At 50.2% G+C, this 25,567-nt stretch carries 21 protein-coding genes and 1 pseudogene; 15 read left to right on the top strand and 7 right to left on the bottom strand.

What is annotated here, in order from left to right; genetic code table 11:
- Window positions 1-21: 21 nt before the first annotated feature.
- Both ACN0R8_RS04780 and thiO read left to right on the top strand, forming a co-directional pair.
- Window positions 22-513, top strand: a complete 492-nt coding sequence (locus tag ACN0R8_RS04780) for a type IV pilus modification PilV family protein (RefSeq protein WP_417595607.1) — start codon at window positions 22-24, stop codon at window positions 511-513.
- A gap of 77 nt (window positions 514-590) precedes the next feature.
- Window positions 591-1,727 carry a glycine oxidase ThiO gene (gene thiO, locus ACN0R8_RS04775; protein WP_417595605.1) on the top strand — a complete coding sequence of 379 codons (1,137 nt, stop codon included), beginning with the start codon at window positions 591-593 and terminating at the stop codon, window positions 1,725-1,727.
- A 101-nt stretch (window positions 1,728-1,828) separates the two neighbouring features.
- Here the strand turns inward: thiO and ACN0R8_RS04770 are convergent, their stop codons facing one another.
- Together ACN0R8_RS04770 and ACN0R8_RS04765 are read right to left on the bottom strand one after the other, a co-directional pair.
- The gene (locus ACN0R8_RS04770; protein ID WP_417595603.1) at window positions 1,829-2,098 is read right to left on the bottom strand and encodes a PP0621 family protein; all 270 of its coding nucleotides are present in this window, start codon (window positions 2,096-2,098) and stop codon (window positions 1,829-1,831) included.
- A gap of 79 nt (window positions 2,099-2,177) precedes the next feature.
- A complete protein-coding gene (locus ACN0R8_RS04765) occupies window positions 2,178-3,095 on the bottom strand; it encodes an outer membrane protein assembly factor BamD (protein ID WP_417595601.1) in 918 nt (305 codons plus the stop codon).
- Window positions 3,096-3,282: 187 nt separating this feature from the next.
- On the opposite strand from ACN0R8_RS04765, the gene rluD reads away from it, so the two are divergent.
- The 4 genes from rluD to ACN0R8_RS04745 all read left to right on the top strand — a co-directional run bounded on the left by rluD (window position 3,283) and on the right by ACN0R8_RS04745 (window position 8,481).
- Window positions 3,283-4,236 carry a 23S rRNA pseudouridine(1911/1915/1917) synthase RluD gene (rluD, locus tag ACN0R8_RS04760; protein WP_417595600.1) on the top strand — a complete coding sequence of 318 codons (954 nt, stop codon included), beginning with the start codon at window positions 3,283-3,285 and terminating at the stop codon, window positions 4,234-4,236.
- Window positions 4,236-4,979: a peptidoglycan editing factor PgeF gene (gene pgeF, locus ACN0R8_RS04755; protein ID WP_417595598.1), complete on the top strand. Its 744-nt coding sequence runs from the start codon at window positions 4,236-4,238 to the stop codon at window positions 4,977-4,979. Before rluD ends, pgeF begins: the two co-directional genes overlap by 1 nt.
- A 263-nt stretch (window positions 4,980-5,242) precedes the next feature.
- Window positions 5,243-7,816, top strand: a complete 2,574-nt coding sequence (gene clpB / locus ACN0R8_RS04750) for an ATP-dependent chaperone ClpB (protein WP_417595596.1) — start codon at window positions 5,243-5,245, stop codon at window positions 7,814-7,816.
- A gap of 98 nt (window positions 7,817-7,914) precedes the next feature.
- Window positions 7,915-8,481 carry a hypothetical protein gene (locus ACN0R8_RS04745; protein WP_417595594.1) on the top strand — a complete coding sequence of 189 codons (567 nt, stop codon included), beginning with the start codon at window positions 7,915-7,917 and terminating at the stop codon, window positions 8,479-8,481.
- 19 nt (window positions 8,482-8,500) lie between these two features.
- On the opposite strand, the pseudogene ACN0R8_RS04740 reads toward ACN0R8_RS04745, so the two are convergent.
- A pseudogene (locus ACN0R8_RS04740) lies at window positions 8,501-8,652 on the bottom strand (AAA family ATPase); the annotation flags it as partial.
- Between the two features lie 63 nt (window positions 8,653-8,715).
- Here ACN0R8_RS04740 and ACN0R8_RS04735 point away from each other — a divergent pair.
- Both ACN0R8_RS04735 and ACN0R8_RS04730 read left to right on the top strand, forming a co-directional pair.
- Complete coding sequence (locus tag ACN0R8_RS04735) at window positions 8,716-8,967, top strand: type II toxin-antitoxin system Phd/YefM family antitoxin (RefSeq protein WP_417595592.1); 252 nt, start codon at window positions 8,716-8,718, stop codon at window positions 8,965-8,967.
- On the top strand, window positions 8,957-9,244 hold the full coding sequence (locus ACN0R8_RS04730; RefSeq protein ID WP_417595590.1) for a type II toxin-antitoxin system RelE family toxin: 288 nt from the start codon (window positions 8,957-8,959) through the stop codon (window positions 9,242-9,244). Before ACN0R8_RS04735 ends, ACN0R8_RS04730 begins: the two co-directional genes overlap by 11 nt.
- Window positions 9,245-9,267: 23 nt before the next feature.
- On the opposite strand, the gene ACN0R8_RS04725 is transcribed toward ACN0R8_RS04730, so the two are convergent.
- Complete coding sequence (locus ACN0R8_RS04725) at window positions 9,268-10,581, bottom strand: ATP-binding protein (RefSeq protein WP_417595588.1); 1,314 nt, start codon at window positions 10,579-10,581, stop codon at window positions 9,268-9,270.
- 802 nt (window positions 10,582-11,383) lie between these two features.
- Here ACN0R8_RS04725 and ACN0R8_RS04720 point away from each other — a divergent pair.
- Both ACN0R8_RS04720 and ilvN read left to right on the top strand, forming a co-directional pair.
- Complete coding sequence (locus ACN0R8_RS04720; protein ID WP_417595586.1) at window positions 11,384-13,105, top strand: acetolactate synthase 3 large subunit; 1,722 nt, start codon at window positions 11,384-11,386, stop codon at window positions 13,103-13,105.
- A 2-nt stretch (window positions 13,106-13,107) separates the two neighbouring features.
- Window positions 13,108-13,599 carry an acetolactate synthase small subunit gene (ilvN, locus tag ACN0R8_RS04715; RefSeq protein ID WP_078319475.1) on the top strand — a complete coding sequence of 164 codons (492 nt, stop codon included), beginning with the start codon at window positions 13,108-13,110 and terminating at the stop codon, window positions 13,597-13,599.
- A gap of 135 nt (window positions 13,600-13,734) precedes the next feature.
- On the opposite strand, the gene ilvY is transcribed toward ilvN, so the two are convergent.
- The gene (gene ilvY / locus ACN0R8_RS04710) at window positions 13,735-14,613 is read right to left on the bottom strand and encodes an HTH-type transcriptional activator IlvY (RefSeq protein ID WP_417595583.1); all 879 of its coding nucleotides are present in this window, start codon (window positions 14,611-14,613) and stop codon (window positions 13,735-13,737) included.
- A gap of 318 nt (window positions 14,614-14,931) precedes the next feature.
- Here ilvY and ilvC point away from each other — a divergent pair, with 318 nt between their 5' ends.
- Together ilvC and pssA are read left to right on the top strand one after the other, a co-directional pair.
- Window positions 14,932-15,948 (top strand): ketol-acid reductoisomerase, encoded by a 1,017-nt coding sequence (gene ilvC, locus ACN0R8_RS04705; protein ID WP_417595581.1) that lies wholly within the window; start codon window positions 14,932-14,934, stop codon window positions 15,946-15,948.
- A 241-nt stretch (window positions 15,949-16,189) separates the two neighbouring features.
- Window positions 16,190-17,041: a CDP-diacylglycerol--serine O-phosphatidyltransferase gene (gene pssA, locus ACN0R8_RS04700; RefSeq protein WP_417595579.1), complete on the top strand. Its 852-nt coding sequence runs from the start codon at window positions 16,190-16,192 to the stop codon at window positions 17,039-17,041.
- 131 nt (window positions 17,042-17,172) lie between these two features.
- Here the strand turns inward: pssA and acnA are convergent, their stop codons facing one another.
- Together acnA and ppx are read right to left on the bottom strand one after the other, a co-directional pair.
- Window positions 17,173-19,971 (bottom strand): aconitate hydratase AcnA, encoded by a 2,799-nt coding sequence (gene acnA, locus ACN0R8_RS04695; RefSeq protein WP_417595577.1) that lies wholly within the window; start codon window positions 19,969-19,971, stop codon window positions 17,173-17,175.
- Window positions 19,972-20,100: 129 nt separating this feature from the next.
- Complete coding sequence (gene ppx, locus ACN0R8_RS04690) at window positions 20,101-21,630, bottom strand: exopolyphosphatase (protein ID WP_417595575.1); 1,530 nt, start codon at window positions 21,628-21,630, stop codon at window positions 20,101-20,103.
- 434 nt (window positions 21,631-22,064) lie between these two features.
- On the opposite strand from ppx, the gene trxA reads away from it, so the two are divergent.
- From trxA to ubiD, 3 genes are all read left to right on the top strand, one after another.
- The gene (gene trxA / locus ACN0R8_RS04685; protein WP_417595573.1) at window positions 22,065-22,391 is read left to right on the top strand and encodes a thioredoxin TrxA; all 327 of its coding nucleotides are present in this window, start codon (window positions 22,065-22,067) and stop codon (window positions 22,389-22,391) included.
- Between the two features lie 222 nt (window positions 22,392-22,613).
- Complete coding sequence (gene rho, locus ACN0R8_RS04680; RefSeq protein WP_078319469.1) at window positions 22,614-23,873, top strand: transcription termination factor Rho; 1,260 nt, start codon at window positions 22,614-22,616, stop codon at window positions 23,871-23,873.
- Window positions 23,874-24,065: 192 nt separating this feature from the next.
- The gene (ubiD, locus tag ACN0R8_RS04675; protein ID WP_417595571.1) at window positions 24,066-25,547 is read left to right on the top strand and encodes a 4-hydroxy-3-polyprenylbenzoate decarboxylase; all 1,482 of its coding nucleotides are present in this window, start codon (window positions 24,066-24,068) and stop codon (window positions 25,545-25,547) included.
- Window positions 25,548-25,567: the final 20 nt, after the last annotated feature.

Raw genomic sequence — 25,567 nt, 5'->3', positions numbered from 1 at the left:
GCCATAGGATGCAGAAACACCATGGAAAGATATCTATCGGACATGATGAAAACAGAGCAAACAGGTATAACCCTGATCGAAGTCCTGCTTATCGTTCTGATTATTTCTGTGGGTATGGCGGCGACTGCGAAATTTCAGGCAGAGCTTTTTCAGGCCAGCGCCACAACTAAAGTGCGCTTTCAGGCACTGGCACTTGCCCAGAGTAAAATAGAGAGCCTGAAAATTCTCCAGAGCTCAACTGCCGGAGGTTCCCAGAGTGGTGTTGCGGGAGAGGGTACGAACTATGATATCGGTTGGGGGAGTTTTCCTGTTGCAGGTTTTACCAATACAGTCCGGTACACCGCAACGGTAACCTGGAAGGATAGCCAAAATCGCAGTCACAGTGTCCAGGTTTCGACTCTGTTCTACGCGGGTCGGATGACAGGCGGTTATGGAGCTGATGCTGTGATGCGCGCAGAGGCTGCAAGATGCGTTTTTTTGAATTGTGATATGGCTGCCAGTCCGTCGGGCTAAATGAAGGCTCTAACGTATCATCAGAACTCAGGAAGACGATACCGTTAATCAATAAACATAAAGACAGGGGAAATAGTTTGAACGATTTTCTAATCGTCGGTGGTGGCGTGATCGGTATGATGACTGCCCGTACACTGGCGGATTCCGGCGCGGATGTCACTATTGTTGATAAAGGCTTGTTGTGTAAAGAATCCTCATGGGCCGGAGGCGGCATTGTCTCCCCGCTTTACCCCTGGCGTTACCGCCCGGAAATTACCGCCTTAGCCAACTGGTCGCAAGGGTATTATCCTCAATTAGCAAAAGTGCTGGCCGAAGAGACCGGGATTGATCCGGAGTTTCGCTCCGGAGGTATACTGATGCTTCGGGTTGACGATGAAGCTGAGGCGTTGGCTTGGGCTGAAAAATATCAGCAACCACTGACGCAGGTTGCCAAAGAGTTTATCTATAACACAGAAGCCAATATCGCTCCGGGTAAAGAGCAAGCCATCTGGATGCCTGAGGTTGGTAGTATCCGTAATCCCCGTCTGGGAAAGGCATTAAAAAAGAGTCTTGAGCAGCGGCCTAACGTCCGTATTCTGGAGCATGTTGAGGTCAAAAGCATTCGGGTAATGGATGGACAGGCAATTGGTGTTAACACGACTAACTCGGTACTGAGTGCAGGTCAGGTCATTATCTGTAGCGGAGCCTGGAGTTCAGGCCTGCTCAAGGCTGAAGGTCAGGAAGGCGAAAACCTACTGCCGGAATTCCCGATCGAACCAGTACGCGGTCAGATGATGGTCTACAAGGCAGAGCCGGGCTTGGTTAACCGTGTCGTTATGCTGGATGGCCGTTATGTGATTCCCCGTAACGATGGTCGCATTCTGGTGGGCTCAACTTTGGAGTATGACGGTTTTAATAAGCAAACGACTGAAGAGGCCCGTCAGTCTTTGCAGGCCAGCGCTGAAGCTCTTATTCCTGCATTGAAGGATATTCCGGTAGAACATCATTGGTGTGGCCTGCGCCCAGGGTCACCGGATGGTGTGCCTTTTATCGGTGCTGTGGAGGAGGTGGGCCATTTGCATGTTAATGCCGGTCATTTCCGCAATGGCTTGGTTCTGGCACCTGCCGCTACGGAGCTGCTCTGTAACCAGCTGCTGGGTCAGCAGACTATTATTGATCCGGCTCCTTATCAGCCAAGCTCTCGACTGAAAGAAACAGAAGGCGAGATGATTTAAGATCGATAGCACCCATAAAAAAGGGTGTGGATAACTGGCTTTTCCCGGTTATCCACACCCTTTCTTTTTTCCAGAGACCTGTTTACAGGAAACAATACAGCCTATTTCTTCTCAGGGCCTTTATCCAGAAAGTGCTGCTTATGTTCATGGCAGCAAAACCAAAGATTCTCATGCTTCACTGCATCTGTCTGGGGTAGGTGAAGATTGCAGTATCGGCACTGAACCATCTGTTGTGAGTCGGATGTACGCTTTTCAGATGCAGGCCCGTCGCTTTGGGATTGCAGCTTCCTCTGGTTGTAAGCTTTTAACAGGCGAATGCCCAGCCAGACAATACCGATAAAGATGATTAAGCGGAAAATAATAAAGCCCATAATGCCATCCTAAACTGGATTGAGTTTCTGTTTGAGCATAAAGCGCCGATAAATAGCTGACCATCGGCGATCCGTATTTTTAGCTGAACACATCCGGAATCAACGCTTCCCAGGGTGCTTTGCTGCCCTCACCCAGCGGCTTAAGTAATTTAAGCTGCCCGTTGGAGGTTAGCTGCTTATGCTTAGGGTACTGGGATTTTAGCAGGTCAAGTGCTTCACGGGCTTCTTCTTCCATGCCCAGATGCAGATATGCCTCTGATAGCGTCGCCAATGCATCGCCTGAAGTTCCGGCTGTCGGATAATTTTCCAGTGCAAATTGGCTGCGCTTGATGGCCGCAACATAACCGCTCTTGCGGATATAAAACTGTGCGATAAAGATCTCACGACGGGCCAGTACATTACGGATATAAAGCATCCGCTGGCGGGCATCGAAAGCATAGCGACTATCCGGGAAGCGGCGCAGAAGGTTGTCGAAGTCAGAGAATGCATCCCGTGTAGCACCGAGGTCACGCTCTGAAATGTCTATCAGCTCCAGGCCTTCCAGCATATAGCGGCCCGCCATATACGATGACATTCCCTTCATATAATAGGCATAGTCAACCTGGGCATGCCGTGGATGAAGACGAATAAAGCGGTCAGCGGTTGCTCGGGCCGTTTCGTAATCCTGATTACGAAACTGGGCATAGATCTGTTCCAGCAAAGCCTGTTCTGAGAAGCGGCCCAAAGGGTACTTGGTTTCCAGGGCCTCCAGTAGCTCAAGACTGCGAATAAAGTTGTTGCCTTCCAGAGCGTTCCTCGCCTCCAGATAAAGCGTACGTTCAGCTTTGGCTAAATCTGCTGCGGACTGATCACTGGCACAACCTGCCAGCATAAGTGCCAGACCTGCAAAAGCAGCCAGAAAAGACTGGCGGGATAACAATCTGGAGCAGACAGACTTGCCCAAATGAGCATTGCGGCTACAGTGTTTATAATGACGGAAAGAAACTGGCTTACGCATAATCACCAAAAGAACTGTTTTCAATGGTAGAATGAACGGCGAATGACTATAGCACAGGCCGATGATAAATACGTATTTGTCATTGACCCATTGCGAGCCTTTCTTTGACACCCTGAGCCAGCCGGAGTTTCATGCTTCTAGGCGCTTAAGTTCAGATATTAACTCTTACCCGGATCTTTATTCATTCATGGCTGAATCAATCTCGCTGCAAGCAACTGTCCCTTTTGAACTTAGCGGTTCCCGCCTGGATCAGATTGCCGCAGAGCTCTTTCCCGACTACTCGCGTTCCCGCCTGCAAAGCTGGATTAAATCCGGTGAACTGACAGTCAACGGTGCGCAGCGCAAGCCGAAAGAGAAACTGAACGGCGGCGAAGCACTGAAAATCGAAGCCACAGAAGAGAACAATGACGAGTGGGTTGCCCAGGACATCGCACTGGATATCGTTTATGAAGATAACGATATTCTTGTGATCAACAAACCTGCTGGTCTTGTTGTCCATCCGGCCGCGGGTCATCAGAACGGCACCTTGCTGAATGCACTACTGCACCATGCTCCTGATATGGCGCATCTGCCCCGCGCTGGTATTGTGCATCGCCTGGATAAAGACACCACAGGCCTGATGGTCGTCGCTAAGAATCTGATGGCACAGAATGCCTTAGTTGAGCAGCTACAGGATCGTTCCATGGGGCGTGAATATGAAGCTGTGGCCGTTGGAGTGATGACGGGTGGCGGTAAGGTTGATGCCCCCGTTGGTCGGCATGAGAAAGACCGAAAACGAATGACTGTCACGCCAACCGGTAAACCTGCTGTTACCCACTACCGGGTGCTTGAGCGCTATCGTGGGCATACCCATATTCGTTGTAAGCTGGAGACAGGGCGAACGCATCAGATTCGTGTGCATATGTCACATATTAACTATCCTTTGGTTGGTGACCCTGTGTACGGTGGTCGTATGCGTTTACCGGCAGGGAGCAGTGAAGGCCTTAAGCAGGCACTGCGCCATTTCACCCGACAGGCACTGCATGCCAAGCGTCTTGAACTTTGGCACCCTGCCACAGGAGATCTGATGGAGTGGGAAGTAGATCTTCCCGATGATTTTCTTAAGCTGCTGGAAGCGCTGGAAACGGATCTGGAAGATTAATGCGTAATGCCTTTGCCTTTATGGCCCCGCACTGGCCAGCCCCGAAAAATGTAAAGGCGCTGGTTACCTCCCGTGAACGGGGAGGCAGCAAGCCACCCTTTGATTATTTCAATATGGCAGAGCACGTTGGTGATAATCCCGCTAATGTTGCTATGGCCCGTGAAGATCTGCAAAACTTTGTGGGTAAAAATCAGCCTCTGCTCTGGCTGAACCAAACTCACAGTACCCGTGTTGCTGAAAGTTTTACTCCCAATATTGAAGCGGATGCCGCTGTAGCTTTTAACTCTGATTATGCCTGTGTCGTAATGACCGCTGATTGCCTGCCGGTATTCTTCTGTTCAGAAGAGGGCGACAAAGTGGGGGTTGCCCATGCTGGTTGGCGCGGACTGGCTGATGGGGTGTTAGAAGCGACGTTGGATAAGCTGAATATTGAACCGGAGAAAACCCTGGTTTGGTTAGGTCCAGCCATCAGTAGCAAACACTTTGAAGTGGGTGACGAAGTCCGTCAGCGTTTTGTTGAACAGCTACCGCAAAGTTTCGACTGCTTCGAGCCAAGCCCTTTCCGACTGAATCATTACATGGCGGATCTGTACCAGCTGGCACGCCTGAAACTGGCGGAGCGGGGTGTCGATCAGGTCTATGGTGGGGCCTTCTGTACCTACGCAGAGCGTAAACGCTTCTACTCTTACCGGCGCGACGGTCAAACCGGCCGCATGGCCAGTATTATCTGGTTAGCAGAGTAGCCTGTTGTCGGATGGCGCCTGTTGTCGGATGGCGCCTTTGGCTTATCCAACCTACGTCCTGAATAACAAATAAGCCTCTCTATCTTGACCCATATCAACCTCTTTGATGCCATAAAACCCCCGTCAGCCTTGAACTTGTACTTTTTGCCCCTATCTTTCCGGTATAAGCAATAACCCACCTGTCGGAAACCCCGACACTACTTCGGCTGAATAAAGCCCAACGACACATCACGGGGTTACACAGGTCTACCGAGGAATACGAAATGCGTGTTGACCGTTTAACCGGAAAACTTCAGCAAGCTCTTGCTGATGCCCAATCCATGGCTGTGGGTCATGATCATAATCTCCTGCAGCCTGTTCACCTGATTCTGTCAATGCTGGAGCAGCGTGACGGTTCTATCCGCCCTCTGATCAGTCAGGCTGGCGGCGATTTTAATAAGCTGCGTAATGAGCTGCGTGAACAGTTTGAGTCCCTGCCTGTTATCAGTAACAGCGATGGCCAGATTATGATGTCGCCGGAGTTAGGCGGTATGCTGAATCTGGCGGACAAGGAATCTCAACAGCGTAAAGACTCCTATATTTCCAGCGAATTGGTGCTGTTGGCTGCTGTGCAGGATAAAGGCGATACCGGAAAACTGATCCGCGGTTGCGGCTTGAGTAAGGAGTCTTTAAGCAAGGCGATTGATCAGGTTCGGGGTGGTGAAAGCGTGGATGACCCAAATAGTGAAGAGCTGCGCCAGTCACTGGATCGCTTTACCGTCGATCTGACCCAGCGGGCTCTGGATGGCAAGCTTGACCCTGTGATTGGCCGTGACGATGAGATCCGTCGCACCATTCAGGTTCTGCAGCGCCGTACCAAAAATAACCCTGTGCTGATTGGTGAGCCAGGTGTGGGTAAAACTGCCATTGTGGAAGGTCTGGCTCAGCGTATTATCAACGGCGAAGTACCGGAAGGATTGAAAAATAAGCAGGTGCTTTCACTGGATATGGGGGCCCTGATTGCTGGCGCAAAATATCGCGGTGAGTTTGAAGAGCGTCTGAAAGCGGTGCTGAATGAGCTGGCCAAGCAGGAAGGTCAGGTTATCCTCTTTATTGATGAACTGCACACCATGGTCGGCGCAGGTAAAGGCGAAGGCGCCATGGATGCCGGTAATATGCTCAAGCCTGCTCTGGCCCGTGGTGAGCTGCATTGCGTGGGCGCAACCACACTTGATGAGTACCGCCAATACATCGAAAAAGATGCCGCCCTTGAGCGCCGCTTCCAGAAAGTACAGGTGGATGAGCCAACAGAAGAGGACACCATCGCCATTCTCCGCGGCCTGAAAGAGCGCTATGAGCTGCACCACGGTGTGGATATTACCGACAGCGCATTAATTGCAGCAGCTAAACTGTCCCAGCGTTATATCACCGATCGTCAGCTACCAGATAAAGCCATTGACCTGATTGATGAGGCGGGTTCCCGTATCCGTATGGAGATGGATTCCAAACCGGAAGAGATGGATCGTATGGATCGCCGTCTGATTCAGTTAAAGATCGAGCGGGAAGCGCTGAAAAAAGAGAATGACGATGCTTCTCGCAAGCGTTTGGCGCACCTGGAGGGTGTGATTAAAGATCTGGAACGGGAATACGCCGATCTGGACGAGATCTGGCGTAGCGAAAAATCGGCCGTACAGGGTGCACAGCAGCTGAAAGAACAGCTGGAACAGGCCCGTCTGGATATGGAGGCCGCCCGCCGTAACGGTGATCTGGCACGTATGTCTGAGATTCAGTACGGCATTATCCCGGATCTGGAACGCAGTATGGAGATGGCCTCCCAGGTGGAGGAAACCGATCATCAGTTGCTGCGTAATCGCGTGACCGAGGAAGAGATTGCCGAAGTGATCTCTAAATGGACCGGTATTCCGGTCAGCAAGATGCTGGAATCTGAGCGGGAAAAACTGCTGCAGATGGAAGATGCCTTGCATGAGCGTGTCATCGGACAGGAAGAAGCCGTAGAAGCGGTTTCCAATGCGGTGCGTCGCTCCCGTGCGGGTCTGGCTGATCCGAATCGCCCGAACGGTTCTTTCCTCTTCTTAGGCCCAACCGGTGTCGGTAAAACCGAGCTGTGTAAGTCACTGGCTAAGTTCCTGTTCGATACCGAAGATGCCATGGTGCGCATCGATATGTCTGAGTTTATGGAGAAACACTCCGTAGCCCGCCTGATCGGCGCACCTCCGGGTTATGTCGGTTATGAAGAAGGTGGTTATCTGACGGAAACCGTGCGCCGCAAGCCGTACTCTGTTGTGCTGCTGGATGAGGTGGAAAAAGCCCACCCGGACGTGTTCAACATTCTGTTGCAAGTGCTGGAAGATGGCCGCCTGACCGATGGCCAAGGTCGTACCGTGGACTTCCGTAACACCGTTATCGTGATGACCTCTAACTTAGGCTCCGATGTAATTCAGGCCTATGGTGGTAAAGACGATCAGTACGATGAGATGAAAAACAAAGTGATGGAGGTTGTCGGCAACCACTTCCGCCCTGAGTTGATCAACCGTATTGATGAAGTTGTCGTGTTCCACAGTCTTGCCCGTGAAGCGGTTAAAGGCATTGCACGGATTCAACTGCAGCGTCTGCAGCAGCGACTGGATGAGCGTGAACTGACCATCGAACTGTCGGAAGAGGCGCTGGAACAGCTAGTGGATGTTGGCTTCGATCCCGTTTACGGAGCCCGGCCGCTGAAACGCGCCCTGCAACGCTGGATCGAAAACCCGCTGGCGCAGGAGATCCTAGCCGGTAAATTCGCCCCCGGCCACACCATCAAAGTGGAAGTGCAGGATGGCGAACTGGTGTTTGTTTGATCAGCCTATCGGCTAAACATTAAAGCCTGAATATCCCCGCTGTTTGCAGACGTGAGCAGCGGGGATTTTTATTTCATAAGGTGTCTTAGAGTATATAGATGGCAAACACTGACAATAAAAATCCGAAGATGACAAAGAAGCGTCGTCGAGAGCTAGCTAGAGAATTGATACTCCGTTATGAAGTTGGGAGTCGCTTCTCGAATTCTGACACTCTGTTGTTCGGTCAAATCTGTGGTTATGAGTTTGAGTGGGTTGAGCGATCTGCTCCGAAGATAGGGAGTGCACCTGCAGTTTGTGTTTCATATCCAGCTGAAACCTATACAGGTTCGTGGGGATGGAGAAAAAGCATTGATGGGTATGAACAGCGCCAAAATCTTATTGGGGCAATGCGTTTAGCTTCTAGAGCTGGGACATTCAAACAGGTCAAGAAAGATATGTGTGCTCAATGTGGCAGTAATGATTTACTAGCTGTCGATCATAAGTCTGTGCCATTTGTAAGAATTGCCGAATCATTCATAAAAGAGCAAGGTAAACCAGCAATTCAAAATGTTGACTTTGGGTGGGAGCTTGTAGATCCCGCATCATTTTTAGAATTTCACGATGAAATAGCGGACTATCAGGTCTTGTGTGCTTCTTGTAACTCTAAGAAAGGTGCAAAGGTTTAGAACGGGGGACATCCATAATTTACTCCCACCGCTCCGGCAAAGACTGCGCATAATAAAGCGGCATGACGATATGCGTCTGCTCGGTGACTGGGGAACCCTGTGTTCCGGTGAGCATTTCTGAATATAGGACTGCAGGGATTTCGCCCGTGTCCTTTTACCACTTTTCACTTCTCGCAAATCGCAAAAAAAAAGACCTATAATAAGCACTTAATTTGATGCTTTTTGAGGTGTGTTATGAGACAGGTTTTGGCGGATTGCTCGGCAAGTATCTCTGAGCTGAAGAAAAACCCGACCGCGCTACTTAATGAAGCAGATGGCGCTGCCATCGCTATTTTAAACCACAACAAGCCAACCGCTTATCTGGTGCCTGCGGAGATGTATGAGTTTCTGATGGATCAGCTGGATGATTATGAGCTGACCCAGTTGGTTGAAAGCCGCCGTGGTGACTTATCCGAGGCTGTGGAAGTCAATATTGATGACCTATAGGCTGAAGTTTCTTCCTGCGGCTAAAAAGGAGTGGGATAAGCTTGCACCGCCGATTCAGAGTCAGTTTAAAAAGAAGCTGAAGGAGCGGCTGACTAACCCCCATGTGCCCTCAGCCAAATTACGGGGTTTTGATGCGGTCTACAAAATTAAGCTGCGTACAGCAGGATACCGCTTGGCGTATGAAGTTATTGATGATGAGATCGTTGTTTACGTTTTGGCGATCGGAAAACGTGATAAGGATGCGGTGTATAAAAAGCTGGCATCCAGAGTCCCTTAGCGCCCCGGTACGATTCAAAACGCTTACCACCGCTCCGGCAAAAACTGCGCATAATAAAGCGGCATCACGATATGCGTCTGCTCGGTGATGGGGGAGCCCTGTGTTCCGGTGAGTTTGATGGTTTTCTCCGGTGAGCATTTCTCTATATAGGACTGCAGGGATTTCGCCCGTGTCCTTTTGCCGCTTTTTACTTCTATCGGGATAATCTTGCCTTCGCCATTGCTGACAATAAACTCAATCTCAGCCCGTGCATCGTTCCATGAGAACGTAGGATCAACGCCGATAGCCGCCAGCTCCTGTTGAACAAAGTTCTCCGCGATATAGCCTTTGTACTCGTAGCTCTGCTGTTTGATCTCACGATAACCGCTGCCCAGCATATGATTGAGCAGGCCGGTATCAAACAGAAACAGCTTTACCTTATTGTCCTTTTTGTAAGCTGCCAACGGTGACTTGGGCATGCCTTCAATCGGGTAGTTGGCAAGGGCAAGACGGCAGTTCTGCAACCAGTGAATGGCGCTCTCAAAGTCGTTGTAGCGGGATTTACGCTCATGCACGTTTTTAAACTTAAAGCGTTTCACCGATTCATCCATCACCAGTGACAGCTGTGCCGGAATACTGTTAAACACGGACTCAATCAGAGTGGCATCGACTTTTCCGGCATACTTACCAAAATCCCGCTGATAGCCCGCTACCAGATCAGCGTGGATCTGATTGATCCGTTCAACCCGTTCCAAAATGCTCTGCTCTTTGTGCTGAAACCAAACCGACACGGCTTCCGGCATGCCGCCGGTAAAAAAATAGTCGGTAAGTTTATCCATCAGCTTGCTGTGTACCGCAGGTGAGTTCATCTGTTGATTAAAGGCTTTAAGCAGCGCGGGTTCTTCAGCGGCAGTCAGAAACTCACCGAAGGTCAGCGGTCGCAGGTTGTATTGTTGCACCTTGCCCACCGGAAAGGTGTTCAGCAGACCGATGTTGGAACCGCTGGCGGCAACAAAATAAGTAGAGGCTTTTTCGGCAAAATACTTGAGCGAGGTGACGGCCCGCTCGCACTCACCGATCTCATCCAGAATCAGCAGGTCAGTTTGCGGGTTAAAGCTCTGGCCGCTGATTAGCTCAAGATTGAGCAACACATCATCCGGATTCAGTGAACTTTCAAAGGCCTCTTTGTAGGCGGGCGTTTCCAGAAAGTCGATATGTAGGGTGCTGGTAAAGGTTTTGCCGAACAGCTCCTGCAGCAGAAAAGTCTTACCGGTCTGGCGGGCACCATCAATCAGCAGGGGTTTACGGCTGGCTTGGTTTTTCCATGCGATCAAAGCATCAAGTAGGGTGCGCTGCATACGGGGTTGCTCCTGCAGGTCAAAGGATTCACTAAGCCTATTGTAGCAAGGGTTTACATTTTTACGCGCAGAAAAGTGCGTTTTCTCACATTTTTATGCGCATAAAAATGCGGTAACCCACACTTTTACGCGCGAAAAAGTGTGATAAGCGAGATGTGCTCTTAATTAGCACAGATTTTGACCTGCCCATGCCCTGTTATCCGTTCTGAAATATCACTGATAAATCTGTTCAATAAATCCCTCTTAAAAGGGTCGCTTTTCACCTATCTAAAGGTTGACCTTGTGAGAACAGTTCTCTGAAAATCCTGCATGAAATGTATGGTTGCTGTAGCGCTAATTGAATGATTTTGCTGAAAAAGCCTGTTTTTGTTTTGCGTTGCACCCAAAAAGCCCAATAAGCTCCCCAACTCGCCCTATTGTTCTATTGACATCTTTAACCTGCTGTTAGAACCTAATTGTCCTTATTTTCCGGGCGTAGATACAGGGCGAACCCCGACCGTCTACGCGAAAGGGTAAACAGGCTTTATTTACCCACCGAAGGAATAGCAGGCCCAGGTTTACCCGCCAGGCCTGGCTGACGCCCCGATCCGCATCTACCCGTGCGAAGAAGAGTGCAGAACCTATCCGGTTCTATGTGCCAGGTAAGGCAGCCTAGTCATGAGCTTGCATGATCAGGAGCGCGCGCGTGGCTGCCCTTAATCTATCAGTCACATAGTCCGCACCTATTGGAAAGCATTCTTTTAGCTCGATGTTCCCGACTGTCCAAAGATGACGGGGAACTCAAATTTGGGGGTTCACTACGGTGGAATTACTTTCTGGCGCCGACATGCTCGTTCGTTCTCTTCAGGATGAGGGCGTTGAGTATATCTACGGTTATCCCGGCGGATCGGCACTTCATATTTACGATGCCATATTCCGCCAAGATAAGGTTAAACACATTCTGGTACGCCATGAACAGGGTGCTACCCACATGGCTGACGGTTACGCCCGTGCAGCGGGTAAGCCAGGTGTGGTTCTTGTTACCTCGGGTCCTGGCGCGACCAACACAGTAACGGGTATTGCAACCGCATATATGGATTCGATTCCTATGGTTGTTATCTGTGGTCAGGTAATGAGTCATCTGATTGGCGAAGACGCCTTCCAGGAGACCGATATAATTGGTGTTTCCCGCCCTGTGGTAAAACACAGTTTCAGTGTGAAGCACGCATCGGAAATTCCTGAGATCATCAAGAAAGCTTTCTATATCGCTTCAACCGGTCGTCCGGGCCCTGTGGTTGTGGATATCCCTAAGGATATGACCGCCCCGACCGATCGCTTTGAATACGAATATCCGAAAAAAGTGAAGCTTCGCTCTTATAACCCTGTGACCCGTGGTCATACCGGTCAGATCAAGAAAGCGGTTGAGCTGATGCAGAAAGCCAAGCGCCCGATTATCTATGGCGGTGGCGGTGTTATTCTGGGTAAATCGTCTGCGCAGTTTACTGAACTGGCGAAGAAACTGGGCTTCCCGGTGACCACTTCCCTGATGGGTATTGGTTCTTTCCCGCAGACAGACGAGCAAAGCGTTGGCTGGCTGGGTATGCATGGTAGCTATGAAGCTAACATGGCGATGCACAGCTCGGATCTGATTGTTTGTATTGGTGCTCGTTTTGATGACCGTGCAACCAATAATGTCAGCAAATTTTGCCCAACGGCAAAAATTGTTCATGTGGATATTGATCCAACCTCTATCTCCAAGACTGTTCGTGCCGATGTGCCGATTGTTGGCCCGGTTGATTCGGTTCTGAATGAGATGCTGACTCTACTGGGTCAGTCGCAGACTTCTCCGGATGCTGATGCGCTGGCGGAGTGGTGGAAGCAGATCAATGAGTGGCGTGCGGCGCACACTGAACTGTATCAGGCGGAGGAAGATCGTCCGATCAAGCCTCAGCAGGCGGTCGAAGCGTTATGGCGTGTGACCAAGGGTGATGCTTACGTGGTGACGGATGTTGGTCAGCACCAGATGTTTGCGGCTCAGTACTACAAGTTCGATAAGCCTAATCGCTGGATCACTTCCGGTGGCCTTGGCACCATGGGCTTTGGTTTTCCTGCGGCCATGGGCATCAAACTGAACTACCCGGATAACGATGTGGCACTGGTCACTGGTGAAGGTAGTTTCCAGATGATGTTGCAGGAGTTGTCGACCTGTAAGCAGTACAACATTCCGGTGAAGATCATCAACCTGAACAACCAGTCTTTGGGCATGGTGCGTCAGTGGCAGGATCTGAACTATAAAGAGCGTCATTCGCACTCTTATATGGAATCTCTGCCGGACTTTGAGAAGCTGATTGAAGCCTATGGACACAAGGCGATGACGGTTAACCGCATTGAAGACCTTGAGCCAACGCTAGAAAAAGCCTTTGCTATGAAAGATGAGCTGGTGTTTGTAAACGTAATGGTCGATCCGAAAGAGCACGTTTACCCGATGCAGATCCCGCAAGGATCAATGCGTGACATGTTGCTGAGTAAGACGGAGCGTACCTGATCATGAGACACATTATCTCCATCTTAATGGAAAACGAGGCTGGCGCTCTGTCCCGTGTTGTGGGCTTGTTCTCTCAGCGTAATTTCAATATTGAATCGTTGAACGTGGCACCAACGGAAGATCCGACTCTGTCTCGTCTGACCCTGACCACCGTCGGTTCAGATCAGGTGATTGAGCAGATCACTAAACAGCTGAACAAGCTACTTGATGTGGTGAAGCTGGTTGACCTGACCGAAGGTCAGCATATTGAGCGTGAGCTGATGCTGATTAAAGTGAAGGCGGTGGGAGCCCAACGTGCAGAAATTAAGCGCACAACAGATGTCTTCCGTGGCCAGATCGTGGATATGACCAGTACGACCTACACGATCCAGATGACCGGTGAAGGTGATAAGCTGGATGCCTTTATCCAGGCTCTGGGGCTGAATACGGTTCTGGAAGTGGTGCGTACCGGTGTATCCGGTATCTCCCGTGGTGAGAAAGTGCTTAGCCTTTAAGTTCTCGGAAATTCAACCTGCTGCCGAAGAGTATGCAGGCTGTGCCACAAGAAAAACCGCTGACTCTGAAGTGAGGGCTCAGCGGTTTTTTTGTTCCGGTCTTTTTATTCCCTTGCTGTCTTTGTCATGACCTCGCTACAGCTGAGCCCAAAATGCTTCGATCAGAGGGTTCTTCAGTTTCTTTTTCAACACGCAGACACCTACGTCAAAAGCAGGCAGTGTTGGTGTCACAGGCAAAACCTGAACAGTATTGGCCAGCGGGCTGTTTTCCAGCACGATTTTGGGCACAACCCCGACACCAAACCCCAGGCTTACCATGCTGACAATCGCTTCATTACCGGCAACCTGGGCGTAAATATTGGGTTTTAGGGCTTTGTTGCTGAACCAACGATCAACCCGTGTACGGGCTAAGCCTTGCTCTGAGAGAATCATCGGTACGTCGGACCAGTTTACGTGCTCAATATCACCAGCAAACTGGGGCGCGATAACAGCATCATCTGTGGGTGCGATAAACAGAAGTGGTGATAAGCCGGTAGATTTAAATGCGAGGGCACCGGAGAGGTTATCGGGTCGGGCGGCAATAGCGATATCTTCATCACCATTTAATACCCGATGAACGGCAGGCTCAGGGGCACCGGTATGTAATTTGATCTCAATCTTGGGGTAACGACTTCGGAAGCGCCGTAAAATATCATGCAGAAAACTGTAACTGGCGGTCACGGAGCAGTACATACTGAGTTCACCCTGTAACTCCTGCGCATCCTCCAGTAGTGCATTACGGATCATATCCCACTGACTGAGTGCTTCCCGGGCATAGACCTGAAACTTTAAGCCCTGCTGAGTCAGGCTAACGGTGCGGTTGTCCCGTTCAAACAGGCTAACGCCGAGGGACTCTTCCAGTTGTTTGATACTGCGGCTCAGGGCTGAAGAGCTGATATGACATGCCTCGCTGGCACGGCCAAAGTGCAGTGTTTCAGACAGGGCCAGAAAGTGTTTCAGCAGTCGGGTATCCAAGGGGAAGATCCTCAGGAAGCAGATTATAATCGTGTGTTGCGGAAATTGGGATATATTGTTGCATATATATCATTTTACGCAATGCTTGCGCTGGTTTATCTTAGCTTCAACAGGAACAGGCAAGGCGATAAACAACCCAAAGAGGTTAACGCCCCAGATAAAGAACAGCGCAAGAGCTGACAGAACTTTACTGCTGACCCTAACAAAAAAATGAAGAATCTGATGGCTTACCCGGCCGGCAGATCTCAGTAACAAATACCAAGAACTGCTTCTCAGGGCGTATAGCGCTGAGACACCTAATTTATAGGACGTGCCAACATGCAAGTTTACTACGATAAAGATTGTGATCTGTCCATCATCCAGGGCAAGAAGGTTTCTATCATCGGTTACGGCTCACAGGGCCACGCACACGCGTGCAACCTGAAAGATTCTGGCGTTGATGTAACTGTTGGTCTGCGCGCAGGTTCTTCTTCCCGTGCTAAAGCAGAAGCTCACGGTCTGAAAGTAGCTGACGTTGCTGATGCTGTAGCATCTGCTGATGTGGTTATGATTCTGACCCCTGACGAGTTCCAGGGTCAGCTGTACAAAGAAGAGATCGCCCCTAACATCAAACAGGGTGCTACTCTGGCTTTTGCCCATGGCTTCTCCATCCATTACAACCAGGTTGAGCCACGTGCAGATCTGGACGTAATCATGGTTGCACCTAAAGCGCCAGGCCACACGGTACGTTCTGAGTTTGTTAAAGGCGGCGGTATTCCTGATCTGATCGCTATCTACCGCGATGCATCCGGTTCTGCTAAAGAGCTGGCACTGTCTTACGCGATGGGCGTTGGTGGTGGTCGTTCCGGTATCATCGAAACAACCTTTAAAGATGAGACTGAAACGGATCTGTTCGGCGAGCAGGCTGTACTGTGTGGCGGTGCGGTTGAGCTGGTTAAAATGGGCTTTGAAACGCTGACAGAAGCGGGCTACGCTCCTGAAATGGCTTATTTCGAATGCCTGCATGAACTGAAGCTGATTGTTGACCTGATGTACGAAGGCGGCATCGCTAACATGAACTACTCCATCTCTAACAACGCTGAGTACGGTGAATACGTAACTGGCCCAGAGGTGATCAATGAGCAGTCCCGTGAAGCGATGCGCAACGCACTGAAGCGCATTCAGGATGGCGAATATGCGAAGATGTTTATCGCTGAAGGCCAGACTAACTATCCTTCAATGACCGCTCGTCGTCGTAACAATGCTGAGCATCCAATCGAGCAAACTGGCGGCAAACTGCGCGCTATGATGCCTTGGATCGCAGCAAGCAAGATCGTAGACAAAGAAAAGAACTAAGTTTCTTTTCTGATCTGAAAAGGGCCGGCTTACGCTGGCCTTTTTTGTACCTGTTGTTTCTGTACTGGCTATTGTTGTGAGCACAGGGTGGGTTCGATGCTCTTGTTGCGTTAAAACAGGTTTTATCGGGAAAGCGGTGTTTTCAGCGCTTTTGATAACTATTTAACACCTAGTAGCGATAGAGACAGAGGGCACTCAGGGTGTAGAATGTCTGCTTCAATCTTTAGTGATAGGTTTTTCAATGTCTGATCAAGAGAAGCAATCTCAGCCCGATAATGCTCAACCTGAGAGTAAATCAGTTCACGATGACGATTTTGTGGAAGAGACCCGCATGTTGTCGATGGGCGAAGATGAGATAGAAGAAGAGACGGTAGAGGAAGGCAGAAAGGTTCGCCGTAAAGGGATCTACCTGTTGCCAAATCTGTTTACCACAGGTGCGCTTTTTTCTGGTTTTTATGCTGTCGTTTCTGCAATGAATGGCGTATTTGATAATGCCGCGATTGCGATTTTTGTTTCCATGATTCTCGATGGCCTTGATGGCCGTGTTGCCCGTATGACCAATACTCAGAGTGAGTTTGGTGCAGAGTATGACAGCCTTGCGGATATGGTCTCTTTTGGTGTTGCGCCGGCGCTGGTGTCTTTTAGCTGGATGTTGGGAGATATCGGTAAAATTGGCTGGTTTGCTGCCTTTATTTATGTCGCAGGTGCGGCGCTACGCCTGGCGCGCTTTAATACGCAGATTGGCTCAGTGGATAAGCGCTGGTTTATCGGCTTACCAAGCCCTGCGGCAGCGGCGATTATTGCCGGAATCGTCTGGACTTTCAGCGACCTGAACTTAATCGATACATCCTATAAGTACGCATTAGCCTTTATTGTTGCTGCGGTTGGTGTGCTGATGGTCAGTAATGTGCGCTATAGCAGCTTTAAAGAGATCGATCTGAAGGGGCGGGTGCCATTTCTGACCATGTTTGTAATTGCCCTTGCCTTTGTGGTGATTGCCTATGACCCGGCTACAGTCTTGTTAGTGGCTTTTTTGGGCTATGGTTGTTCCGGCCCACTGCGGGCGATGCTTAAAAGCAAAAAGAAAGCCTGACAGAGCGTGGAAAAGCCTTTCAGCTTATCGAAAAAGACCCGTTAGCATTACGCTAACGGGTCTCATTAATGTGCCCTGGTTCTGATATATTGCATTCAGATCAGGGCATTTTTTTAGACCGGGTTTTATTCTCAGGTGTCGTCGTTCAGCATCTGACGCACCACATAGTGCAGAATCCCGCCGTGGTGGAAGTAGAGCGCCTCATTGGCAGTATCGATACGAGAGAGCAGTTCACACTCAGCGGTTTGGCCATCTTTATAGCGCACCGTCAGAGTCAGGTGCTGACCTGGATGAATCTCACCGGTAAGCCCCTGAATACTGAGTGTCTCATTGCCGGTCAACTGAAGGCTTCTGCGATCCGTTCCTGCAGGGAACTGAAGTGGTATCACTCCCATACCGATCAGATTGGAACGGTGAATACGCTCGTAGGATTCCGCAATCACTGCTCGCACGCCTAACAGGCGGGTGCCTTTCGCAGCCCAATCCCGACTTGAGCCTGTGCCGTACTCTTTCCCGGCCACAATCACCAGAGGAATGTTCTTCTCTCGGTATTTCTCAGCGGCATCAAAAATAGCCATCTGCTCACCGGTGGGCACAAAACGGGTATAACCACCTTCAACATCGTCGAGCATCTCATTGCGGATACGAACATTGGCAAAAGTGCCGCGCATCATCACTTTATGATTACCCCGGCGAGAGCCGTAAGAGTTGAAGTCCTCCGGTTTTACACCCAGTGACTGCAGGTATTGTCCCGCTGGCGTTTCCGGCTTAAATGCCCCGGCCGGTGAGATATGATCGGTGGTAACAGAGTCACCCAGCAACGCCAGAATATAGGCATCTTCGATAGGCGCGACCGGTTCGGGCTGCGGCTGAATGCCCTCAAAGAAGGGGGGATGCTGAATATAGCTGGAGTCTTCAGACCAGTCGTAAACCTTGCTTTGTGGGAATTGAATGTTCTGCCAGATCGCATCCCCTTCAAATACCGCGCCATACTGTTGTCGGAACATGGTGGTTTTGACCTGCTCCACGGCATCTGCGATCTCCTGCTGACTGGGCCAGAGATCCCTTAGATATACCGGTTGACCATCGGGAGTATGGCCCAGCGGATCTTTCTGCAGGTCAACCCGGATATTACCCGCCAGAGCGTAAGCCACAACTAAAGGGGGTGACGCCAGCCAGTTGGTTTTTACCAAAGGGTGTACCCGGCCTTCAAAGTTTCGGTTGCCGGACAATACCGAGGCAACAGTGAGATCGCCGTCAGTAATTGCTTGTTCTACGGCATCCGGCAGTGGGCCGGAGTTTCCGATACAGGTGGTGCAGCCGTAGCCCACCAGGTTGAAACCAAGGTGGTTCAGACTCTCTTCAAGACCTGCAGCCTGCAGATACTCGGTCACAACTTTAGAGCCCGGTGCAAGGGAGGTTTTAACCCAGGGTTGGGTTGTCAGGCCTTTCGCAACAGCGTTACGGGCGAGCAGCCCTGCCGCCATCATCACACTGGGGTTGGAGGTGTTGGTACAGGAGGTGATCGCGGCAATAACCACCGCGCCCGGATTGAGGCAGTTTTTAACACCATTGAGTTCCAACACCTGGCTGGCGGCGTGTTCAAAGTGGCTGTGTTGAGCTCCAACAGCGGTCTGGCCTCCTTCTGAGTCCAGTTTGCGGTTCTGTAGCTCCGTGGTTACCTGATCGCTGGTCTTGGGTGCGCCTTCACCTGTAGCCATCAGTAGTTCAAAACTAGCGGGTATATCTTTCAGGGCTACACGATCCTGGGGGCGTTTAGGCCCCGCGAGGCTGGATTCGACCTGTCCCATATCCAGCTCAAGGCTGTCGGTATAGAGGGGTTCGGGATTGGCTGAAGGATCATGCCAGAGCCCTTGGGCTTTGGCGTAGGCTTCCACTAGTGCGATCTGTTCCGGCTCGCGTCCGGTGAGCGTCAGATAGTTCAGGGTCTGTTCATCCACCGGGAAGAAGCCACAGGTGGCACCGTATTCCGGCGCCATATTGGCCAGTGTTGCCCGGTCTGCTACGGGCATACTTTGCAGACCTTCACCGTAAAATTCGACAAACTTACCAACCACGCCTTTTTTACGTAGCATCTCGGTTACTGTGAGTACTAGGTCTGTAGCCGTGATGCCTTCTCGTAGCTGCCCTGTGATCTTAAAGCCGATCACTTCCGGAATCAGCATCGACACCGGTTGGCCCAGCATGGCGGCTTCTGCCTCTATGCCGCCCACGCCCCAGCCGAGAACGCCCAGGCCGTTGATCATCGTGGTGTGAGAGTCTGTGCCTACCAGTGTGTCCGGATAGGCAAAGGTTTTGCCATCCGTTTCTGTTTTGTGCCAGACCGTCTTACCCAGATACTCCAGATTCACCTGATGACAGATACCGGTACCCGGTGGTACGACACGGAAATTTTCAAATGCCTGCTGTCCCCAGCGCAGAAACTCATAGCGCTCTTTGTTGCGCGTCATCTCAATGGCGACATTCTCTTTAAAGGCGTCTGCGTTACCAAAGTGGTCCACCATAACAGAATGATCGATCACCAGATCTACCGGTGACAGGGGGTTGATTCGGGCTGGGTCTTTACCCGCCTTCTGAACCGCATGACGCATGGCTGCGAGATCTGCTACACCGGGGACACCAGTGAAATCCTGCATCAAAACCCGGGCGGGGCGAAACTGAACTTCGGTGTCGGAGCGGCGCTCTTTCAGCCAGTCGGCTATCGCTTTGAGGTGATTTCTATCGACGGTCAGATCGTCTTCGTGGCGTAGCAGGTTTTCCAGCAGAACCTTCAGGCTGAAGGGAAGGCGACGGATGTCGCCCAATTCTGCTTCAGCTTTGATCAGGCTGTAATAGTGGTAGGTGTCTTCACCGACATGAAGACTCGACAAAGTATGCAGACTGTCTTTGCTCTCTGGTTGGCTGGACATGTACTTCTCCTTTTATATGAGTCGTGTGTGTCGCTTGATCAAACCTCTTCTTCAATGGTGGGAACGTCCTTTTAAAGGATCGTTCTCAAGTCTTAGTCATTATATGGCAGAGTATCTTTACAGGTTTTTTCAGAAGCTTAGCTTATAACCATAGGCCTGCAGATAAGCCTGCTCGGTCTCCAGATCTGCCAGAGTCAGAGGATTATCTTCAAACCAGCCATTCGGAAAGCTGAGCTTGATCTGTTGGCCATCGACTTCAATTTTTGCACTTAGGTTGGCTTCGTCCGGGCGGCTATGGTTCAGGTGGACCGCGAGGCGCAGAAGTATGGCGAGACAGATCAGAGGCTGTACCAGAATGTCCGGTTGCGACCGGAACTCGGCCATGGGAAATTTGCGGCGATGGCTACGCACCAGGACGGCAAGCATTGATTGGTGTTGGTGGGAGAAACCCGGCAAGTCAGAGTGATGCAGCAGGTAAGCGCCATGTTTGTGGAACTGACTATGGGAAATGCCTAGGCCGATCTCATGCAGTTGGGCCGCCCAACGCAGTACCTGTCTCAGTTCATCATGTTGTAGCTTCCAGTTATTTTTTACCTGATCAAAAAGATGAAGTGCTGTTTTTGTGACGGCATCTGCCTGAGACAGGTCTGAATGGTAACGCTCGCTCAGTGCGGTTACGGTTTTTTCACGGATATCATGGTCAGAAAAGCGACCAAGAAGATCAAACAGGATCCCTTCCCTCAGAGCTCCATCTGTAAACGTCATCTCCTGGATGTCCAGAAGCTCGAAAATCGCCTGAAGAATAGCAATCCCGGCTGGAAAGACTCTTGCCCGGTCAGACCGGAGTCCGGTCAGCTGAACGCTATCAAGATCTTTGAACTTGAGTAAGGCTCTGCTGAGTTTTGTTAATGCTTCCCGGGTAATCGGGCCTTCGCTCCAGCCATTTTGCTGTAACACTGCCGCACAGGCTTTGATCGTACCGGAGGTACCAACGGTTTGTTGCCAGCCGAGCTTTTTGAACGGTTTGACGATATTCAAAAGCTCATTTTTGGCCGCCAGTACCGCTTGTTGGTAGCGTTTAGTGGTTATCTGCCCATCCGGGAAAAATCGTTTGCTGTAGGCAACGCAACCCATGTGCAGGCTTTCCAGCGCTTTGGGTTCAAAGCCTTCGCCAATAATAAACTCTGTACTACCGCCACCAATATCTGCCACCAGGCGCCTGCCCTGAGGCGTTGCCAGAGAGTGTGCGGCTCCCATGTAAATTAGGCGGGCTTCTTCCCGGCCGCTGATGATCTCCAGAGGATGCCCCAGTACTTTTTGCGCCCGGTTGAGAAAGCAAGGTGTATTCCGGGCGGCGCGAAGAGCATTTGTACCAACAATACGAATGTTATCCGGATGAATACCTGTGAGGAAAGGGGCAAACCGCTTCAGGCAGCTGAGGGCTCTTTGCTGTGCATCCTCGGTCAGGTTGTTCTTCTGATCAAGGCCTGCTGCAAGCTGGACTTTTTCGCCGAGGCGTTCAAGCGTCCGTATCTCTTCCTGAACGGAGCGGGCAACCATCAGATGGAAGCTATTGGAGCCAAGATCGATAGCGGCAAGCAGATCGTTATCGTAGCTGGTGTCTGAAGGAGCTGTTGCTGGCTTATCCGTATCGCTCATTATTCCTAGCCTTACTGTCACGCTGAAAGTTCTCTTATTATGGCACGATCATAAAAGTGTCACATGACGAATCTATGACATTCTGTTGTTTTGCGGAGGGTTTTGGCGCTGATTCAGCTGTTGGTGAAGCTCTTCTGATTACTTTGTCGCTATCTATGCATAGAGGAGGATTGTCCCTCTGTTTGTGTATTAGCAAGACCTGTTATTTATTAGCTTATGCTTAATTCCAACTTTTACCGTCAGGCATTCCGGTGCTATTATAGTGTTATTCATTCAGATACTGATGTCATTGCTGTTTCTATCCTAGGGACAGGCTGACTTCTGTACTCTATACCGTCTTAGGCTCGTTCTTGTCTTTGGATAAGCTGCTGATGCAGTTTTAACGTTATGCAGGGATCTTACGAGCCGATTAAAATTGCCCCGGAGGCATTTAAATGAGCGAAAATATTGTAAATGTTAGTGATACGTCTTTTGATGATGATGTTCTGAAGGCAGATCTTCCTGTACTGGTTGATTACTGGGCTGAGTGGTGTGGTCCCTGCAAAATGATCGCCCCTGTTCTGGAAGAAATTGCTCAGGAATATGCAGGCAAGATTAAGGTCTGCAAGCTGAATATTGATGAAAACACAGATGTACCGCCTAAATTTGGTATTCGTGGTATTCCTACACTGATGCTTTTTAAGAACGGTAACGTTGAAGCAACAAAAGTAGGTGCCCTGTCTAAATCACAACTGGCTGCTTTCCTTGACGGCAACCTTTAAGTGATCAGATATTGCGCAGGCTCATGGGTCTGCGCAATATATGCCAGTAAAGACTGGTATACTGACTTCATTAGTGGTATGTTTCTTTTCGTTGTATGTGTTCCGCATGCCTTCTCCTTATAATGCTACCGGCATTAAGTCGCTGGTCAGTCCCAGTCTGAACGAAACCATTCGCCAGAATTTTCGTAAACCTAGCCCCTAAACCAAAGCTCCTAACGACCCATGAATCTTACCGAATTAAAGCAAAAATCTGTCCCAGAATTGATCGACCTTGCCCAACAAATGGGTATTGACAACGTTGCTCGCTCACGCAAGCAAGATATTATTTTTGCCATCCTGAAACGACACGCTAAAAGCGGTGAAGATATTTATGGCGATGGTGTTCTGGAGATTCTTCAGGACGGCTTTGGTTTCCTGCGTTCAGCGGATAGCTCTTACCTGGCCGGCCCGGATGATATCTATGTCTCGCCAAGCCAGATTCGTCGCTTCAATATGCGCAAGGGTGACCACATTGCGGGTAAAATTCGCCCTCCAAAGGATGGCGAACGTTATTTTGCGCTGTTGAAAGTTAATGAGATTAACTTTGACAAGCCGGAAAATTCCAAACACAAAATCCTGTTTGAAAACCTGACGCCTCTGTTCCCGGATGAGCGTCTGATTATGGAGATCGGTAACGGCTCCACTGAAGACCTTACTGCCCGGGTGATCGACCTGGTGGCTCCGGTAGGTAAAGGTCAGCGTGGTCTGATTGTATCCCCTCCCAAGGCCGGTAAAACCCTGATGTTGCAGAACATCGCTTCTTCCATCACCCGTAATAACCCTGAGTGCCATATGATCGTTCTGTTGATCGATGAGCGCCCTGAGGAAGTTACCGAGATGACCCGGTCTGTTCGGGGTGAAGTTGTCGCCTCGACATTTGATGAGCCGCCTGCTCGTCACGTTCAGGTTGCAGAAATGGTGATCGAGCGCGCTAAACGTCTCGTAGAACACAAAAAAGATGTTGTGATTCTGTTGGACTCGATTACCCGTCTGGCTCGTGCTTACAACACCGTTATTCCATCCTCCGGTAAAGTTCTGACCGGTGGTGTTGATGCTCATGCATTGGAAAAACCTAAGCGCTTCTTTGGTGCTGCCCGTAATATTGAGCATGGTGGCAGTCTGACCATTATCGCAACTGCTCTTGTGGACACCGGTTCCAAAATGGACGAAGTGATCTTCGAAGAGTTTAAAGGTACCGGTAACATGGAGCTGCATCTGGATCGTAAGATTGCAGAAAAACGTGTTTATCCGGCGATCAATATCCGTCGTTCCGGTACTCGTCGTGAGGATCTTCTGACAACAGAGGATGGTCTGCAGCGGGTGTGGATTTTGCGTAAACTGCTTAATCCAATGGAAGATACCGGCGCCATAGAATTTATGATTGATCGTTTAAAAGATACGAAAACCAATGATGAATTCTTTGAGGCCATGAAGCGCAAATAAGCGGTTTAAGCTCAGAGAGCGGTTTAGTACTTTTGAAAGCCTGAATAAGAGGGTAAGCAACGCTTACCCTTTTTCACATCTGGCGAAAGCAAATTGCACGACCTGCATTCTCGTGTGAGCTTTCGTTGAACCATTGACTTATATCGTCTAAATCCGTTGGCAGCGGTTGCCAGAGGAAGATCAGGAATATCTATGCGTTATAAAGACCTGCGTGAATTTATTGATCAGTTAGAAGCGATGGGCGAGTTAAAGCGCATCTCGAAACCCGTCGATCCCTATCTTGAGATGACCGAAATCTGTGATCGGACACTTCGTGCTGAAGGCCCTGCTTTACTGTTTGAAAACCCTGTCGGTCACGATATGCCGGTTCTTGGTAATCTGTTTGGTACTCCTCGTCGCGTGGCACTGGGGATGGGGGAAGATAACGTTACTGCTTTGCGGGATGTCGGCAAACTACTGGCTTACCTGAAAGAACCTGAGCCTCCCAAGGGCTTTAAAGATGCCATTGAAAAGCTGCCCGTTTTTAAGAAAGTGCTCAGCATGGGGCCTAAAAAGGTGCGTAACCCGGCCTGTCAGGAAGTCGTGATCGAAGGTGATGCTGTTGATCTCTATAAAATTCCGGTACAGACCTGCTGGCCCGGAGATGCTGGCCCCCTGGTAACTTGGCCGCTGGTGATTACCAAAGGCCCGCACAAAGAGCGTCAGAATCTGGGTATTTATCGTCAGCAGCTGATCGGTAAAAACAAGCTTATTATGCGCTGGCTTTCCCACCGCGGTGGTGCGCTGGATTTCCGTGAGTGGCAACAGGTGCATCCAGGTAAACCTTTCCCGGTTTCGGTTGCCCTGGGTGCTGACCCGGCAACTATTTTGGGTGCGGTAACACCTGTACCGGATACTCTGTCCGAGTATGCTTTTGCCGGTTTGCTACGTGGTTCTAAAACCGAGCTGGGCAAATGTATCGGCAATGACCTGCAGGTTCCGGCTAATGCCGAGATTATTCTGGAAGGCCATATTTATCCCGATGAGCTGGCTCCGGAAGGCCCGTTTGGTGATCACACAGGTTATTACAACGAAGTCGAAAGCTTCCCGGTGTTTACGGTGGAGCGAATTACGCATCGTAAAGATCCCATCTATCACAGTACCTATACGGGTCGTCCACCGGATGAGCCTGCTGTGCTGGGTGTCGCACTGAATGAGGTATTTGTACCGATTCTGCAGAAGCAATTTCCGGAGATCGTGGATTTCTATCTGCCCCCGGAAGGCTGCTCCTATCGTATGGCGGTGGTCAGCATGAAGAAGCAGTACCCTGGTCATGCCAAGCGGGTAATGATGGGGGTTTGGTCTTTTCTTCGTCAGTTTATGTACACCAAGTTTGTGATTGTTACTGATGACGATATTAATGTGCGGGACTGGAAGGATGTGATCTGGGCAATCACTACTCGTATGGACCCGGCGCGGGATACGACCATGATTGAAAACACGCCGATCGATTACCTGGATTTTGCCTCACCGATTCCTCGCCTGGGTTCCAAAATGGGTATGGATGCCACCAATAAGATGCCGGGTGAGACAGATCGGGAGTGGGGGGAGCCTATCGAGATGGATGCTGCTGTTAAGCAGCGTGTGGATGATCTTTGGGACGAACTGGGTATTTTTGATAAAGCTTCATCCTGAGACGATGTTCCGGATATGCA

The organism is Oceanospirillum sp. (assembly GCF_048265165.1).
Lineage (GTDB): Bacteria > Pseudomonadota > Gammaproteobacteria > Pseudomonadales > Halomonadaceae > Oceanospirillum.
This window is presented reverse-complemented; position numbering and strand designations above follow the sequence as displayed.